General features: G+C 61.5%; 14 protein-coding genes and 1 pseudogene. 2 read left to right on the plus strand and 13 right to left on the minus strand.

The features are described 5' to 3' along the window. The 4 genes and pseudogenes from F3J20_RS27635 to F3J20_RS27650 all read right to left on the minus strand — a co-directional run. Positions 1–216: pseudogene (locus F3J20_RS27635) on the minus strand (electron transfer flavoprotein subunit beta/FixA family protein); the annotation flags it as partial. 81 nt (positions 217–297) lie between these two features. Next, on the minus strand, positions 298–1,440 hold the full coding sequence (locus F3J20_RS27640) for an acyl-CoA dehydrogenase family protein (protein ID WP_167285441.1): 1,143 nt from the start codon (positions 1,438–1,440) through the stop codon (positions 298–300). 34 nt (positions 1,441–1,474) lie between these two features. Next, positions 1,475–2,269 (minus strand): SDR family oxidoreductase, encoded by a 795-nt coding sequence (locus tag F3J20_RS27645; RefSeq protein ID WP_167285422.1) that lies wholly within the window; start codon positions 2,267–2,269, stop codon positions 1,475–1,477. 85 nt (positions 2,270–2,354) lie between these two features. Continuing rightward, positions 2,355–3,230: an enoyl-CoA hydratase/isomerase family protein gene (locus F3J20_RS27650; RefSeq protein ID WP_240159303.1), complete on the minus strand. Its 876-nt coding sequence runs from the start codon at positions 3,228–3,230 to the stop codon at positions 2,355–2,357. A gap of 324 nt (positions 3,231–3,554) precedes the next feature. Here F3J20_RS27650 and F3J20_RS27655 point away from each other — a divergent pair, with 324 nt between their 5' ends. Beyond that, a complete protein-coding gene (locus F3J20_RS27655; RefSeq protein WP_345889933.1) occupies positions 3,555–4,280 on the plus strand; it encodes an FCD domain-containing protein in 726 nt (241 codons plus the stop codon). Positions 4,281–4,325: 45 nt separating this feature from the next. On the opposite strand, the gene F3J20_RS27660 is transcribed toward F3J20_RS27655, so the two are convergent. From F3J20_RS27660 to F3J20_RS27685, 6 genes are read right to left on the minus strand one after another with little or no spacing between them, the layout of a single operon-like run. Then, on the minus strand, positions 4,326–5,789 hold the full coding sequence (locus F3J20_RS27660; RefSeq protein WP_167285424.1) for an FAD-dependent oxidoreductase: 1,464 nt from the start codon (positions 5,787–5,789) through the stop codon (positions 4,326–4,328). 18 nt (positions 5,790–5,807) lie between these two features. Continuing rightward, entirely contained in the window at positions 5,808–6,518 is a 711-nt protein-coding gene (locus tag F3J20_RS27665) for an ABC transporter ATP-binding protein (RefSeq protein WP_167285425.1), read from the minus strand. Beyond that, on the minus strand, positions 6,505–7,326 hold the full coding sequence (locus F3J20_RS27670; protein WP_167049243.1) for an ABC transporter ATP-binding protein: 822 nt from the start codon (positions 7,324–7,326) through the stop codon (positions 6,505–6,507). The genes F3J20_RS27665 and F3J20_RS27670 overlap by 14 nt, the downstream gene beginning before the upstream one ends. After that, complete coding sequence (locus F3J20_RS27675; protein ID WP_167285426.1) at positions 7,323–8,345, minus strand: branched-chain amino acid ABC transporter permease; 1,023 nt, start codon at positions 8,343–8,345, stop codon at positions 7,323–7,325. Before F3J20_RS27675 ends, F3J20_RS27670 begins: the two co-directional genes overlap by 4 nt. Further along, positions 8,342–9,307: a branched-chain amino acid ABC transporter permease gene (locus F3J20_RS27680; RefSeq protein ID WP_167285427.1), complete on the minus strand. Its 966-nt coding sequence runs from the start codon at positions 9,305–9,307 to the stop codon at positions 8,342–8,344. Before F3J20_RS27680 ends, F3J20_RS27675 begins: the two co-directional genes overlap by 4 nt. A 15-nt stretch (positions 9,308–9,322) precedes the next feature. After that, complete coding sequence (locus F3J20_RS27685; RefSeq protein ID WP_205299389.1) at positions 9,323–10,558, minus strand: ABC transporter substrate-binding protein; 1,236 nt, start codon at positions 10,556–10,558, stop codon at positions 9,323–9,325. Between the two features lie 228 nt (positions 10,559–10,786). On the opposite strand from F3J20_RS27685, the gene F3J20_RS27690 reads away from it, so the two are divergent. Further along, the gene (locus F3J20_RS27690) at positions 10,787–11,872 is read left to right on the plus strand and encodes an alcohol dehydrogenase catalytic domain-containing protein (protein WP_205193328.1); all 1,086 of its coding nucleotides are present in this window, start codon (positions 10,787–10,789) and stop codon (positions 11,870–11,872) included. Between the two features lie 57 nt (positions 11,873–11,929). Here F3J20_RS27690 and F3J20_RS27695 read toward each other — a convergent pair whose 3' ends face one another. The 3 genes from F3J20_RS27695 to F3J20_RS27705 all read right to left on the minus strand — a co-directional run bounded on the left by F3J20_RS27695 (position 11,930) and on the right by F3J20_RS27705 (position 16,472). Beyond that, positions 11,930–13,660: a GMC family oxidoreductase N-terminal domain-containing protein gene (locus F3J20_RS27695; RefSeq protein ID WP_167285428.1), complete on the minus strand. Its 1,731-nt coding sequence runs from the start codon at positions 13,658–13,660 to the stop codon at positions 11,930–11,932. A gap of 62 nt (positions 13,661–13,722) precedes the next feature. Continuing rightward, positions 13,723–15,219, minus strand: a complete 1,497-nt coding sequence (locus F3J20_RS27700; protein ID WP_167285429.1) for an aldehyde dehydrogenase family protein — start codon at positions 15,217–15,219, stop codon at positions 13,723–13,725. A gap of 11 nt (positions 15,220–15,230) precedes the next feature. Next, positions 15,231–16,472 (minus strand): FAD-dependent oxidoreductase, encoded by a 1,242-nt coding sequence (locus F3J20_RS27705; protein WP_167285430.1) that lies wholly within the window; start codon positions 16,470–16,472, stop codon positions 15,231–15,233. Positions 16,473–16,478: the final 6 nt, after the last annotated feature.

Here is a 16,478-nt window from a genome sequence, read left to right on the forward strand (position 1 = left end):
CAGCGTTTCCTGCGACTGCGCCACACCCGCCGACACCGCGATCACCTCGGTCGCCACGCCCGCTTCCTTCAGGCGCACCGCCTCTTCCACCGCGATTTCGTCGAACGGATTCATCGACATCTTCACGCTAGTCAGATCGAACCCGCTGCCATCGCCCTTCACGCGCGGTTTAATGTTGTAGTCGAGCACCCGCTTCACCGCGACCATCACCTTCATGTATTGCGTCTCCATCGTGATTCTGTTTTCATCCCGCTCCCGACCACTGCGAGCCACACTCGCGCGGCCCTTCACGCCGCTTCATGCACTGAGCAAGCGGCGCGCGACAATCAGCCGATGAATCTCGTTCGTGCCTTCGATGATCTGATTCAGCTTTGCATCGCGCATCATCCGCTCGACGGGAAACTCTTTTGAATAGCCGTAACTGCCGAGCACTTGCACTGCTTCGGTCGTCACGTCCATCGCCATGTCGGTCACGAAGCACTTGGTCATCGACGCCAGCATGTTCAGTCGAGAATGATCGCCCGAATCGATTTCATCGCAGCAGTTATAGAGCAGGTTGCGAGCGGCTTCGACCTTGATCGCCATGTCGGCGAGCTTGAACTGCATGCCCTGAAACTCGGCGATCGCGCGGCCGAACTGCTTGCGTTCCTTCGCATACGCCACCGACACGTCCAGCGCGCCTTGTGCAAGCCCAAGCGAGGTTGCTGCAATCGTCGGCCGGTTCAGGTCGAGTACCTTCATGCAGGCCTTAAAGCCTTCGCCTTCGGCACCGATCATGCAGTCGGCGTCGACACGCATATCGTCGAAGAAGAGTTCATGATTGGGTGCACCGTGCCGCCCCATCTTATGTTCCTTACGGCCCAGACGAAAACCCGGCGTCTTCGTGTCGACCAGAAATGCACTGATGCCATCCGAACCGCTCGCATCCGAGGTACGTGCGAACAACAGCACGTAGTGCGCATAGCCACCCCATGTAATCCAGTTCTTCTGACCGTTGATTACGTAAGAGTCGCCGTCTTTCCTCGCACGCGTGCGAATCGACGAAACGTCGGAGCCGGCCTGCGGCTCCGTGACCGCAATCGCGGAAACGAGCCGCCCTTCCGCCGCGAGCGGCAACCAGCGCTTTTTCTGCTCTTCGGTACCGAAATGCAGCAACGGCAACACGAACGAAATCGAATTGTTGCCGCACAGCGTAGCCGCCGCGAGCGAGACCTTCGCGATCTCCTCCTTGACGATGCAGACTGTCTTCAGGTTGCCGCCAGGCCCTCCGTACTCCTCCGGCAGCCACAACTGCAACAGCCCCATATCGCCCATCACCGGCACCAGTTCCTCTGGAAAGCGGTCCTCCGCCTCCATCCCCGCCACCAGCGGCACGATATGCTTCTGAACCATCCGCCGGGTCGAATCCTGAATCGAAACCAGCTCTTCATTTAGCCGCATAATCACTCTCTCTCGATACTGTTGGGTCGGGCTCTCAATAGCTTGGGAACGACAGGCCGCCGTTGATGCTCAGCGTGGAACCCGACACCTGGTCCGACTCCCGGCTCGACAGATAAAGTACGTATTCCGCAAGATCCTCGGCAGAATTCAGCTTGAACTTCACACGCTGTTCAGCTTTGGTAAAGGCCTTGACGATCACCTCCTGCGAGCCTGCCTCTTTCGCCGCAAGAAAGCGGTCATGCGCCGGCGTACCCGTGGTGAGCGTGGTCGCCACCGAATTGATGCGGATGCCCAGATGAGCGAGTTCCGCGCCAAGCGCACGGGTCAAAAACATGATTGACGCGCCGGCTGCTCCGATCATCGATTCGCTGGGGGTCGGAATGCGCGCTGCGTCCGTGGTGATCAGGACGATCTTTCCGTATTGCCGGTCGCGCATGAATCTGGTGGCTGCATGCACCGCGTTCAAACGTGGCATCAGGCGGCTCGTCAGACACGCAATCCCCTCATCCGGCGCCATATCGACAAACAATTTCGGCTTAGGCTCGCGCGGACCGCCGCTCGCCACCACGATATCGACCTTGCCGAAGCGCTGTACCGCCGCGGCAACCGCGTGCTCGATACCGTCGTAAGTCAGCAGATCGCTATTGACAAACACCCGTTCGCCCTCGAACCCACGGCACTCGTCGATCAACGATGCCGCAGCCGCTTCGTCGCGGCCTTGAATCACGACGCTCGCGCCGCTTTGCGCGAGTTTCAGCACGCTCGCGCGCCCAATTCCTTTCGTTCCGCCCAGCACGACAGCGGATGCTCCTCTCAGATCCGTAAGCATGGTGCTACCTGTCTCCCAACAATTCGTTTTCAGACACGCCCGGCGCCAACGCCACCACCCAGGCGCATGAATGGCTCCGCCGCTGTCACTTGCTGGATTCTTCTTCGCCGTAGCGCGTTTCGCGCGCATGCGCGGCGCTCGTCACGCCCTTGTTGCGGCGCTCCTTCATGAAGTTGTGTTCGTCGCTTTCATAGCGGATGTTGGTGCCGAGCGCATGCATCACATAGCCGTGCACGAACTGCGAGGTCATGCCGAGCGAGTCCAGCGCGAGATGATTCGCCGCCTTGCCGATCGCGATCGCGTCACGAGGCAAACGTACAATGCGCTCTGCCCATTCCTCGCCCGCCTCGGCGAGTTGATCCGCGGGCACGGCCTTGTTCACGAGCCCCATGCGTTCCGCTTCGATACCGTTCACGACTTCGCCGAGCAACAGCAGTTCGCGCGCTTTCTTGGGCCCTAGGGCGAGAATGTTCCAGCTGGTCAGATAGGCCGCACCCGCGAGCCCCATCTTCTGCTCCGGGTGCCCGATCTTCGCGTCTTCGGCAGCAATGGCCAGATCGCTGGCTTCGACGATATAAAGCCCGGCGCCCACACAATAGCCCTGCACGAGCGACAAGGTCGGCTTCACGCAGTAGAGCATCTGGCGGAATTGCTCGACGTGGCGCTTATCGAAATGCAGCCGCGCGCGCTGGCTGGGCCGCCGTGCGCCGGGTTCTTTGGAAAAGCCGTATTCGGCACCGCCCACCTGGCCAAGATCGTGGCCCGTAGAAAAGTCACGGCCCTCGCCACGGAAGACGATCACGCGCACGTCGTCGTCGCGCTCGGCACGCTCCATGTGCTCCATCAGCCGATCGAACATTTCGTACGTCAGCGCATTACGCTTTTCGTCGCGGCAAAAGGTGATATAGGCACGGCCGTCCTTCGCCTCGTACTTGACTGCATCTCTCAGATCTTCACTCATCGCCCGTTCCTGTCCTCAGGTTGTCTCGTCCATCTCACGAATGCCGGGGAGACCCAGCGGTCATCGCACACTACACATTTCATTTGGTCCATTGGATGAACCTTTGAAATATACTCAGCGAGAACGAAGCCGATGTCAAGTCAGGAAATCGCCAGGAATTTCGCTGATGGCGGACACGGGTATTGCTCACTTGAAGAATTGGTCGCCGGGGGTTAGGATTCCGACAAACCGTGAATGGATTAATCATTGAAAAACGCTACCTCCCCCGCTCGAGTGACGAAGGCGCAAAGTGCCGCTGCCAAGGCTGACGCGCCGCCTGCCCGCGTGCGCCCCACGCCCGCTTATGCGCCGGTCCAGACACGGCGCGCATTCGAAGCCGTCGCCGACCAGATTCGCGAACAACTGCAAAGCGGTGCGCTGCAACCAGGTGACCGCCTGCCGCCGGAACGCGATCTGGCGGAACAGTTCAGCCTGAGCCGCAACACGGTCCGGGAAGCGTTGCGCTCGCTGGAAATGGCGGGCGTGCTCGAGTTCCGCAAGGGAGCAACCGGCGGGGCTTTTGTCCGGGAAGGCCGGGGCGACGCGGTCATTGCCGGTTTTACCGACCTGTTCCGTCTCGGCGCAATTCAGCCCGCGGATCTGACCGAAGCACGCCTGATCGTCGGCGTCGCGGCTACACGCCTCGCCTGCGAACGCGGCACGGAAGAAGATTTCGCGGCGTTGCGCGAGAACGTTCGTGAAAGCGAACTCGCGGTAGCGAACGGCGATGTTCCACAACGGCTGCGCATCAATCTGGAATTCCACCGGCTGGTTGCGCGCGCTGCGCGCAATCCGGTGCTCGTCATCCTCACGGATGCGCTGGTCGAGATTCATGAGCAAATGCTCGAACTGGTCTCGCCCGCACCTGACAGTGCGGTCATGCCGTCACGCCGGCGTCTGCTGAAGTATTTCGCCGCACGCGACCAGGAAAAAGCCGGTGCGGAAATGGAATCGCATCTGCGTTCGTTACAAAAGCACTACCTGGCCCAGCAAAGCGAGTTGAAGCGCTGAAGATACGCTTGCGGTGTCAAGGCCGGAACAGCGGAGCAGACCACGTCAAGCTGCTGTCAGGCTGCCCTCACCTCGTGCCATCGCCCCGCGCGTAACCGCTTCGGCCGAGCGCAGCCCAAATACCGCAGCCTTCATCAAACCACCCACATAGCCCGAATTCGAGCCGCCCTCGATGCCGCCAGTCGTCGCACCCGCCGCGTACAAGCCTGGAATCGGACGGCGCGCAGCATCCAGCGCCGCGCCATCCGCATTGATCGCAATGCCGCCCATCGTGTACGTCATGCCGGCGCACAGCGGAATCGCCAGAAAACCCGGCCCCTCGACCGGCGAGGCACCCGTTGCCAGCGTCGCCGGCCTGACTGTGCGCGGCGGCGACAGGCGGTCAAGACGACCCTCTGCAAGCGCCGCGTTATAGTCGTGCACCGTTTCACGCAGCACGACCGCGTCCATTCCGAGTTGATTCGCGAGGCTCGCGATATCCGGCGCCCGATGTATCGTCGCACCGAGCCGTTCGAGCGCCGGATTCGGTGGCAGCAGAAACGCGCGACCCGCGCACTCCCAGATTGCTTCATCGACGATGACAAACGAGGACAGCGGCTCGTCCAGTGTGGCAATCGCGTTTGCCACCGCGACGCCGCCGAGCCCCTCATCGGTAAAACGACGACCCGCGCCGTCCACCACGATGCCCGACGAAGCCACGATATCCAGCACCGGATACGGCCACAACGACTCGTCCTCGAGCGCCTGCGCGTGCTGTACGTGGCCGTAGAACTTGTCCATCCCCGTTAGCAGCGCACCCGCGGCCTGAGCCATCCTGATGCCGTCACCCATGCCGGTGCCCGCACCGCGCTTGCAAAGGTGTTCGGGACGCGGCGAAATGTACTGTTTAGCCATCTGCGCATTACCCGAGAAACCGCCGTCGGCAAGCAGCACGGCACGCGCTTCGATAAGACTGTTCAAGCCGTCCACCTGCCTCACGTGGACGCCCATGCAACGGCCATCGACCATGTGCAGCTCCTCAGCGCGCGCACCGCGTATGAAGCGTCCTCCCGACTCGATCAACAATGCTTCAAGTCGCGCCAGCAACAGATCGCCTCCCTTGCCGCGCCAATGATTCTGAAAGCCGGTTTCACGCAGACTGTAGGGCTTGAGCATATGGCCCATGAAGGCATAGTCTCCGCCTCTGCCGAACTCCGCGCCGTGACGGCTCAGCCATTCCACGACACGCCGTCCATCCACCGCCAGCGCGACGGCGAGCGCTTCGTCGCGTAGGCCCGCGCTCGCGTCGACAATCGCGCGCCGCAACGCGTCCGGGTCCGACGACACGTCGAGAAACGCCAGATGAAACACCCCGCCCGCATAGCGAGAATTCGCGGGATAGCATTCTTCGCGGCCGGCTTCCAGCAGCGCGACCGACAGACCCGCTTCGGCGGCCCGGTTGGCGGCGACGAGCCCGGCGAGCCCCGCGCCTACGATGGCAAAATCCACGCTCAGCGATACATCCGACATGACATTGACTCCCGCTGCCTAGCCGAGATAGGACTGATGGATCGCTTCGTGGCCACGCAACGATTCTCCCGTGCCCTGTGCGGCGATATGACCAACCGACAGCACATAGCCGTAGTCTGACAACGCCAGCGCCTCGTCCGCATGCTGCTCGACGAGCAGGATCGTGAGACCCGTCTTGCGCAACACCTGCAAGACGCCGAACAGCCGCTCGACGACTAGCGGCGCGAGGCCCAGCGAAGGTTCGTCGAGCAGAAGTAGTTTGGGGTCCGCCATCAAGGCGCGGCCCATCGCCACCATCTGCTGCTCGCCGCCGCTCAGGCTGATCGTTCGCTGATCGGCGCGCTCCTTGAGTTTCGGAAACAGGTCGTAGACGTAATCGAGCCGGTCTCGATAAAGTGATGCATCGCGTCGATGGTGCAGCCGATGAAAGCCGAGGCGCAGGTTCTCGGTCACGGTCAGTGCGGTAAATAGCTGCCGCCCTTCCGGCACCTGCACGATGCCAAGCTCGACCACCTCCGGCGCCGACAACGCGACGATGTCCTCGCCGTCAAACGTAATCGATCCGGCGTTCACTTCGACCAGCCGCGAAATCGCGTTGATGAGTGTGGACTTGCCCGCGCCATTGGCACCGACCGCCGACACGATTGACCCTTGCTTGATCTCCAGCGAGAGACCGTGCAACGCTTCCGTGCCCTTGTATCCGGCACGCAGGCCATCAATTTTTAGCATGTGCGCCTCCGGTTCCCAGATAGGCTTCGATCACTTTCGGATTGCTCTGAATCGACGCAGCATCGCCCTCGGCAATCTTCGCGCCATGATCGAGCACCACAATGCGATGGCACAGGCCCATGATGAAGCCGATGTCGTGCTCGACGATCAGAATCGTCAAACCGTCGTCGTTCAGTTGACGCAACATGCGTCCGAGACCCGCGGTTTCCTGGTCGTTCAGTCCGGCAGCAGGCTCGTCAAGCAGCAGAATGCTGGGCTCGCTCGCCAATGCCCGTGCGATTTCCACCAGACGTTGCTGCCCATGCGGCAGGTGCGAAATCAGGTCATGCGCGCGCTGCGCCAGACCTACGAACTCCAATAGTTCCATTGCCCGCGTCGCGCAACGCCGTTCGTCAGCCGCGACCTTACGAAAACGCAGTAGCGAAAACAAAAAACCGTCCACCAGTTGCGGATGAAAGCCGAGCATCACGTTCTCGAGCACAGTCAGCCCGCTGAATAGCCGCACGATCTGGAAAGTGCGTGCCATGCCCATCGCGCTACGCCGATGCAAGGGCTGGCGCGTAATGTTTTTCTGCTTGAACACGATGTCGCCGGAAGTAGGCGTATCCACACCGGTGATCAGATTGAAGGTAGTCGACTTGCCGGCACCGTTCGGTCCGATCAGGCCGATCGCCTCTCCCTGACGAACATCGAACGACACCTGGTCGACCGCGAGCAAGCCGCCAAAGCGCTTCATGCAGCCTTGAATCTCCATCAATTGCGGCGTGCCGACGATAGGCGTGCGTGATTCCGAAAACTGGCCTCTCATTGTCCAACTCCTTTCTTGACCGTCGGATTGGCCGGCACGCGCGGCGGCGACTGGCGGAGCAGCCTGCTGCGCTGCAGACGACTGCGCGAACCCAGCAGGCCGGAGAGTCCGTTGGGCAGGAAGATCAGGAACAACAGCAGGCACAGGCCATACACCAGCGTCTGCAATTCGCCGAAACGCGTCAGCAGCTGCGGCGCGGCGACGACCACGATCGAACCGAGTACCGGCCCATACCGTGTCCCGAGACCGCCGACCACCGCGATCGTCAGCATCGACACCAACACGGGAAATTCACCCATGCTCGGACTCACCTGCTGGCTGACGACGGAAAAGCCAATACCTGCCAGGCCCGCGAGTACCGCGCTCAATACGAACACTCGCAACTTCTGCACGGAGACGTTGACACCCAGCGCGGCCGCGGCTCTTTCATCATCACGGATGGCTTGCAACGAACGTCCCAGATGACTTGAAACGATAAAGTTCTGCAATATCAGCACGAGTGCGGTGACGGTCACGATCACGTAGTACAGCGTCAAACGGTCAACGGATTTATCGCCAATGCTAAGCGCGGGAATCAGTAGCCCCGCAGTGCCGCCCGTTACCTCGATCCAGCGATTCGCCACGCCCGCGATCACGATGCCGAAACACAATGTCGCCATCGCCAGATAGTGTGTGCGCAGCCGCAACAGCGGTATCCCGATCGCCAGCGCGACAAGCGCACAGATCACGAGGCTCACGGGCAACGCGCTCAACGCGGAAAACTTCGCATTGAGCTGCAGCAGCGCATACCCGTACGCGCCGATCGCAAAGAAGCCTTGATGCCCCATGGCGATCTGCCCGGCGTAACCGTAGAGCAAATTGAAGCCGACGCTCAGAATCGCGTAGATGCAGATGAGCGAAATCAGCCGCAGCTGGAAGCCGGTGGTCAGCAGCACCGGCGCCAGCAGCGCAACAGCGAGCAGTGCAACGAATGGTGCCTTGACTGACCAGAAAGTGGATGGAGTAGATGCTGTCTTCATCGCCGGATCGCCTCGAAGTCGCCCAGAAGCCCATACGGACGGATCAACAGGACGAGCAGGATTAACACAAAGATGATGGGTTCTGCATAAAGGCTGCTGCCATAACCCGCCACGAACGCCTCCAGAATGCCGATGACGATGCCGCCCGCCGCCGCGGCAAACGGACTGCCCAGGCCGCCGAGAATCGCCGCCATGAATCCCTTGACGGTGAGATCGACGCCCATGGATGCCTGGCCGCCCAGCAGCGGTCCGATCAGCACGCCGGCCACCCCGCTCACGAGCGCACTGAAGAGAAATCCGAAACGCACGATGCGCGATGAACGGATACCCATCAGTTGCGCGACGCGCGGTTGCGCGCCAGTCGCCCGCACGCACAGGCCAAAGCTCGTGCGATACAACAGAAACCACGTCACGATCAGGAATACGACGAAGGCCACGATGATCGCCAGTTGCTGCTGGTTGGTCGTGAGGGGCCCGAGCGTAATCGGTTGCATCGACAGGATGCTGGGCACGAACAATTGATCGGCACCCCAGATCAGCAACGCGACGCCGCTGGCGATAATTGCCGCCGCGAGCATGCCGATCATGATCGTGAGAGGCGGCGCACCGCGCTTGACGAGCGGCCGGTACACAGCGAACTCGAGTATCAGCCCGCACACGAGCACGACGGCGATCACTGCGGCAAGAGCAAGCGGTGTCGGCAGATTGCAGGTGACCATGAAAAACACCGCCGACATCGTGCCAATCATCACGAAATCGCCCTGAGCGAAATTGATGACGCGGTTCGTGCCGTAGATCAGCGATAACGACAGACCGATCAAACCGTAGACACTGCCGTTGGTTAGACCGGCGAGCAACAAGACACTGATTTTGTCCATGAGCATGGCTCTCGTTGAAACTACCCGAATCCAGGATGAAGCGTCGAGGCGAACGCTGAGCGACAACGCCGCCTTCTTCGACAAAACTTCTGCAAAGCCTCAACGAGGCTTGAATTTGCTCAGGTCCGGTTTCACCAGATGAGTGCCGTTGTCTGCAACCTGGATAAAGACGTACCAGTGCTCGTCGGGCGAACCGTGATGCTGCTTCGGACCAAAGTGATACGACGCGCCCTGTTCGCCTTGCAGGCCTTTGAAGCCGTTCAGCTTCTCCGTCGCGTCCCGGAATGCGGTGCGAGCCTGCGCGATATCGCCGGCATTGATCGCCTTGAGCACGGCCGGAGTCGCGATGACCTGCAGGGCGGCCTTGCCCGCGTCGTAACCGAGTACCGGATAGAGCGTGGGCTGATGCGGGCCGAAGCGTGCGTCGAATGTCTTGAAGAATGCCTGCACATCGGGGCGCGTCGGATCTACCGTATTCGGAATCAGCACGCCGTCGCTGGCGGGCCCCGCAAGTTTGCGCAGTGTATCTAGCAGCGCACTGCGCGAAACGACGATCGGCACGTTGACGTTCAGTTGCTGCATGGTGCGCAGGACGCGCGCACCGTCGGCCGCGTACGGGAACACGATCACCACGTCGGGCTTCGCGTCGCGCAGGTTCGTCACCTGCGGCGACAGATCCGTGGCGTTGATGTCGTAGGTTTGCTGCGCGATGACACTGATGTTCTTTTTCTTCAGCGCCGCCGTCGTGGCACGTGCGCCGTCGATGCCGAACGGCACGGAGTTGTTGATGATGGCCGGACGCTTGAAGCCCTGCTGCGCAAGCAGGTCGGCAATGGCGGCCGCATCCTGACGATTGGCGGGACCGAAGCGGAAATGATAGGTTGCCGACGAATCGATCAACGAGTCCGTTCCCGCCGACAGGATGTAATACGGAGTCTTTTCTTCAGTCGCAACAGGAATCATCGCGGCAGCGGGCGCAGAAGGATTGCCCCCGATGATCACCAGTCCTTTGTCGTCTTCGGCGCAACGCGAAGCAAAGGTCGCCGTCAATTGCGGATCGGTCTTGCCGTCATAGGCCACCAGTTGCAGTTTGTGTCCGCCGATACCGCCCGCAGCGTTCGCTTCGTCAAGCACCATCTGCAGACCCTGGTAACCCTGAATGCCCGTCTCGGCAGCAGAGCCACTACGATCGTCGACCGAGCAGATCACAATCGGCGCCGCAGCTCGCGCGGGGAGCATCGGCGCCATCACAGTCAGTGCCGCCAAAGTCAACCTCGCGACATTCGACCAACCGATTGCCTGTTTTATACGTACTGCGCAGCGCGCTTCAATCATGCCTGTCTCCCGATCCATGGTTTGTAAATTCCCCATCAATTGTTCATTGGATGAACCTTTGAATTATCATAAGCGTGTCGGATTTACGATGTCAAGAAAGCCCGGCTCGGGGTTTTACCTCGTATGTGACGCAATCAGCGGTATGCAGGACCATGCAAATGGCAGCGCGTCGCGCACACTGACGCCATGGCCGGTACGCGTTCGAAACAGAACATTCAGGAGACAAATATGCAAAGCGAACACTGCAATCATTCGATGCAAGCTGTACAACTGCTCGAACCCGGCAACGTCCAACTCGCGACGTTGCGCCGGCCCGAAGTCAAAGCGGGCGAAGTACTGCTTCGCGTGCTCGCCGCCGGTCTGTGCCAGACCGACGTGCATATCCGTTGCGCCACCGACTCGCGTACACCCGATGGCACGACCCTCGGGCATGAAATCGCAGGCGAAGTACTCGAGCTCGGCGCGGGCGTCACACAATGGCGCCGCGGCGACCGTGTAGTGGTCCATCCCTGCTGGTCGTGCGGCGTCTGCGCCGCGTGTCTCGCCGGCCGTCAGAATGCTTGCCGCCGCACCGGCAGCCGCCTTTCGCCACCGCCGACACCCGGTGTGACCCGCAACGGCGGCATGGCCGAATACGTGTGCACGCCAGCGAGTGCTCTAATGTCGATTGGCGATCTGGACCCAGCGGTCGCCGCGACGCTTACCGATGCCGCACTCACGCCATATCACGCCATTCGCACGTGTTCAGAACAGCTATATCCCGGCTCGACCACGGTGATCATCGGGCTCGGTGGGCTCGGCAATCTGGCCGCACAGATTCTTCGCGCGACAAGCGCCACAAGAATCGTCGCGATCGATATCTCCAGCGAGGCGCTCGATGCCGCGCGGCCTTGGCTCGACATTGCGATGCTGGCGACCGACGACGATCTGCCCGAGCGCGTCATGGCGCTCACCGAAGAATGCGGAGCAGACGTCGTGCTCGACTTCGTCGGCAGCGATACAACGCTGCAACTGGATGCGGCATTCGTCTGTCGCTCCGGTGCGATTCGCGTCGTGGGTCTTTCGGGTGGGACCTATCCTTTCGTGGCACGCTCGGCGAACAATCCCCTACCGCGTGGTGCATCGCTCATGTGCCCATATGGTGGTACCTATGGAGATCTGGCCGCGGTGATCGCGCTCGCTCAACGTGGCGCGATCAAACCGCTCGTCACCCGCTTCGCGCTGCGCGACGCACTGAGCGCATTCGACGCGCTGCACGCCGGCAAGATTCGCGGCCGCGCCGTGCTGATTCCCGGCACGACATCCGCCGCCTGAGTCGTGGTGCCGGACGCGTGCTGTCCGGCACCACGCCATCGACACCGTCCACACCATTTACATCGTTACCGACTCAGCCGCCGCGAACGGCTGCCCAACCATGATGTCGGCGATTTTTTCCGCCGCCATCATGGTCGGGAAATTGATGTTGCCGCTCGGGATATGCGGAAAAATCGATGCATCCACCACTCGCAAACCCTGCACGCCGCGCACGCGCGCCTGTGCGTCGGTCACCGCGAGCGGGTCGTCGTCGACTCCCATGCGGCAGGTGCATGACGGATGCCACACGCCCACGCAGGCACCGCGAACGAATTCGCGCAACGCGCCTTCATCCGCGAGGACTTCCGCGAGCGTTGCGCCGCCCGCGATCACCCGCGTCATGAGCAGCTTGCGCAACGGCGCCGGGCCGTCGAGCAAGGTAGCCAGCACGTCGGTAATCAGCTTGTTGCGGCGGCTCAGCATCGCGACCTGGCGCACCTTTTCGCTGTAACTGGCCGGAAACGGCTCTGCCGTCACTTCCTTGACCGCCGCCAACGCCTGCACCGATGCCATTTTGTGGAACCCGTCGACGAGCCGATCGAGATCGCGTTCGTCGGAGAGAAAGTTGAAATCCACCGAAGGCGCTTCGCGCCAGTCCTTCGAATTCAGGCGCACCTGCCCCATATTCGAGAACGGCTTGTTCACATACATCAGCATCGTGCCGATGCGCTCGCCAACCGCATGCCACGACGTCCTGGTGACCACCGAGACGAACATATCGCCCGCAGGCGCGCCGCCAATGCCCGACGAATAGCGCCAGCCGAGCATGATATGACGCCGGGTCGTCCCGTTCACGCGCGCGCCCTTGCGAATGAACGAGGCAAGAGCAACCGACGGATGCTCCATGAGATGCTGGCCGACGCCGTTCAATTCCGCGACGACAGGAATAGCGTGTTCACGTAGATGAGCAAGCGGCCCGATTCCCGAGCGCAACAGAATCGCCGGCGATTGCAGCGCGCCCGCTGACAGAATCACCTCGCCCGCGCGAACTTCCGCAGGCTTGCCCGGCACATCGAGCCGAATGCCACAGCACCGCGTGCCCTCGAACAGCAGACCCGCGACTTCGGTCTCGGTCCAGATCGTCAGATTAGAGCGCTGCCGTGTCGCCGCATCCAGATAAGCCATCGAAGCCGATACGCGCCGCTCGTTCAGATTCGAAATGGCGATCGGAAAATAGCCGTCCCTGAACTCGCCGTTCTGATCGGGCAGATATTCGTAGCCCGACTCCTTCAACGCCGCGGCAATTGCCGTCGCATGTTTTGGCCACGTTTCGGGGAAAATCCGCCGCACCGGAATACGACCGTCCTTGCCATGCAATGGGCCGTCGAAATCCAGATCGTGCTCGATCTTGCGGAAATACGGCAGCACGTCGTTCCAGCTCCACCCCTTGACGCCGCGCGCTTCCCAATCGTCGTAATCACTCGGCGCGCCGCGATTGAAAAATTGACCGTTGATCGACGAGCCTCCGCCAAGAATGCGTGCCTGCTCATATTTGCGCAGCTTGCGCGGCGCGGATTCGCCATCTTTCGGCGCGACCGTGCATACCTGCAGCTTCGGCCACAGGTAGTTCGGATTCAGGTAAGCGGTGCCCGGATAGCTGTCGAGAATCGAGGCGGGCAGATTCTCGTTGGGCAGATCGGCGCCCGCCTCGCATAGCAGCACCCGTTTCGCCGGATTGGCCGACAGCCGGTTGGCCAGCACCGATCCTGCCGAGCCGCCACCGACGATAATGTAGTCAAAGGATGTCATCGTAGTTCTATGCATTGGGTTGCCCGAACGCCTGCACGACGGTCCCGCGCGGCCCATGCCGCTCAGTCCAGATTGACCGCCACGCTTTTGACCGACGTGTACAGATCGAGCACCTCGCGCCCCCGCTCGCGGCCCCAGCCGGATTGCTTGTAGCCGCCGAACGGCAAAGCCGGATCGTTGACCATGTGTGCATTCACCGACACCGAGCCCGCCTTGATGCGTCGTGCGAGCTTGTGCGCGAGGCTCAGGTTCTGCGTCCAGATGCCCGCGAACAGCCCCAGTTCGGTGTCGTTCGCCTGAGCGGCAATGCGCTCGATGTCCTCGTCGTCGAAGGGCATCGCACAGACCACCGGCCCGAAGATTTCCTCGCGATAGATCGACATGTCCGTCGTCGTGTCCACGAATACGGTCGGCGGCACGAAGTATCCGCCTTCGTCGCCGCGCAACGGATTCTGCCCGACACGACGCGCGCCATCTTCAACGCCGCTGCGGATATAGGACTCGACGCACTGTTTCTGCTGACTCGATATCAGCGGGCCGATCTGACTGTCGGGAGCGAGACCATGGCCGACCTTCAGCCTGTCGCCATAAGCCACGACACCGTCCACCACCTGATCGAAAACCTTCTTGTGAACGAACAGGCGCGAACCCGCCGAGCACACCTGGCCGCTATTGAAGAAGATCGCGTTGGCCGCACCGGCCGTCGCCAGATCGAGCTTCGCATCCGGAAACACGAATACGGGCGACTTGCCGCCCAGTTCGAGCGATACCTTCTTGAGGTTGCCAAGCGCAGCCTGCACGATGCGCTTGCCGGTTTCCGTCGAACCCGTGAAGGCGATCTTGTCGACACCCGGGTGCGCGGCCAGCGCCGCACCCGCGGTTGCACCGAAGCCAGTAATGATGTTGACTACTCCGTCCGGAATGCCGGCTTCCTGAATGATCTGACCGAGCCGCAAGGCGTTCAGCGGCGTCTGCTCCGCGGGCTTCAACACGACGGTACAGCCGGTCGCGAGCGCGGGCGCGAGTTTCCAGATCGCCATCGACAGCGGAAAATTCCATGGAATGATCTGGCCGACCACGCCGACCGGTTCGCGCGCGGTATAGGCGTGCCATTCCCCCGGCACCGACAGATTGACGGATTCGCCATTGTTCTTGGTCGCCCAACCTGCCATATAACGCAGCATTTCGGCCGTGCCGGCAATGCCGCGTTTGGCGACGGCGAGCGGCTTGCCGTTGTCGACCGCTTCTATCTCGGCCAGCTCGTCGCCGTAATGTTCGAGAAGATCGGCGAAGCGAAACATCAGACGCGTTCGGTCCGACGGCTTCATCTTTGCCCAGTCGCCGCTTTCGAACGCGCGGCGCGCGGCCCGCACGGCCAGGTCGATATCGGCGGCATCGCCTTCGGCCACGCGCGCCACCACTTCGCCGGTGCCCGGATCGAAGACCTCGAACGTGTTGCCCGATTGCGCATCGACCCAGCGGCCACCGATCAACAGGCGATGCGTGCCACCAATGAAGTTCGCGCTCCGTGCGCCCAAGGTCTCATAGATCGTAGACATGATTGAGTCTCTCAATGTGTTGTGATGTGCGGCTGGAGCAACGTTCGCAGATCGAATTGCGCGTCCGCAACGTGGACTGGCAACACTGGCGCGTCGGCAGCGAGCAGCTTGCGCGCCGCAATGTGATCGGCCGGACGGTTGACCGACTCCACCGCCACGAGGCGGCCGTTCACGAATCCGTAGGCGGAAAATTTCAGCCCGGCTGGGTCTCCACGCACGACGACCTCGTCGGCCCGATGCATGGCCATTCCCGCAATCTGCAGCTTGACGCCGCCCTGATCGCTCCAGAACCAGGGCACCGCTTCGAAAGCATGGCTCTGCCCGGTCAGCCGCTGCGCCAGATAGCGCGCCTGGTCAACGGCGTTCTGCACCGACTCGATCCGGCACTGGCCGAACGCAAAGCGCGACGGGAAAGCCGCGCAGTCGCCGAGAGCGGAGATCGATGGATCGCCAGTCGCCAGATTCGCATCGACCACGATACCGTTGCTGGTTTCCAGGTGTGCCTTTTCAGCGAGTTCGACATTGGGAACCACACCGATACTCACGACCACCAGATCGGCTTCATGCACGCGACCGTCCATGGTCTGTGCGCCGACCACGCGGCCTGCCTCGGCACAGATACTTTTCACGCCATGACCAAAACCGAAAGTCGTGCCATTCGATTCATGGTGGATACGAAACGCGTCGGCCACGGGCGCGCTGACGGCACGGCTCATCAAATGCGAACTCGCTTCGATCACATGAACGGCAACGCCACGCACCGCCGCCACTGCGGCGAACTCGAGCCCCAGGAAACCCGCGCCCACAATCAACACGCGTTTCGACTCACCGAGCGCTTCGCGCAGCTTGCGCGCATCGTCCAGCGTACGCAGCGTCATCAGCCCTTTGGTTGTGCTGTTCCAACCCGGCAGCAGACGATTGCGTGCCCCGGTCGCAAGCACCAGGTGTTCGTAGTCGAGGCGCCGACCGTCGCCAGTCATCACGCAATGGCGTTCGCGATCGATATGCAGCGCAGTAACGCCGAGCATCAGTTCGATCTTGCGTTCCTGATAGAAAGTGTCGGACTGAAACGTCACCTGTGCGGCATCGCAAGCACCGCTCTGAAACGCCTTCGACAACGGCGGCCGCTGATAAGGCAGATCAGGCTCTTCGCCCAGAAGCACAACGCGTTTCATATAGCCCGCATCGCGCAGTGACACCGCCAGTTGATAGCCGGCCTGCCCCGCGCCGACGATCACGATTCCCGCATCCATATTTCT

The organism is Paraburkholderia sp. Cy-641 (assembly GCF_011752945.1).
Lineage (GTDB): Bacteria > Pseudomonadota > Gammaproteobacteria > Burkholderiales > Burkholderiaceae > Paraburkholderia.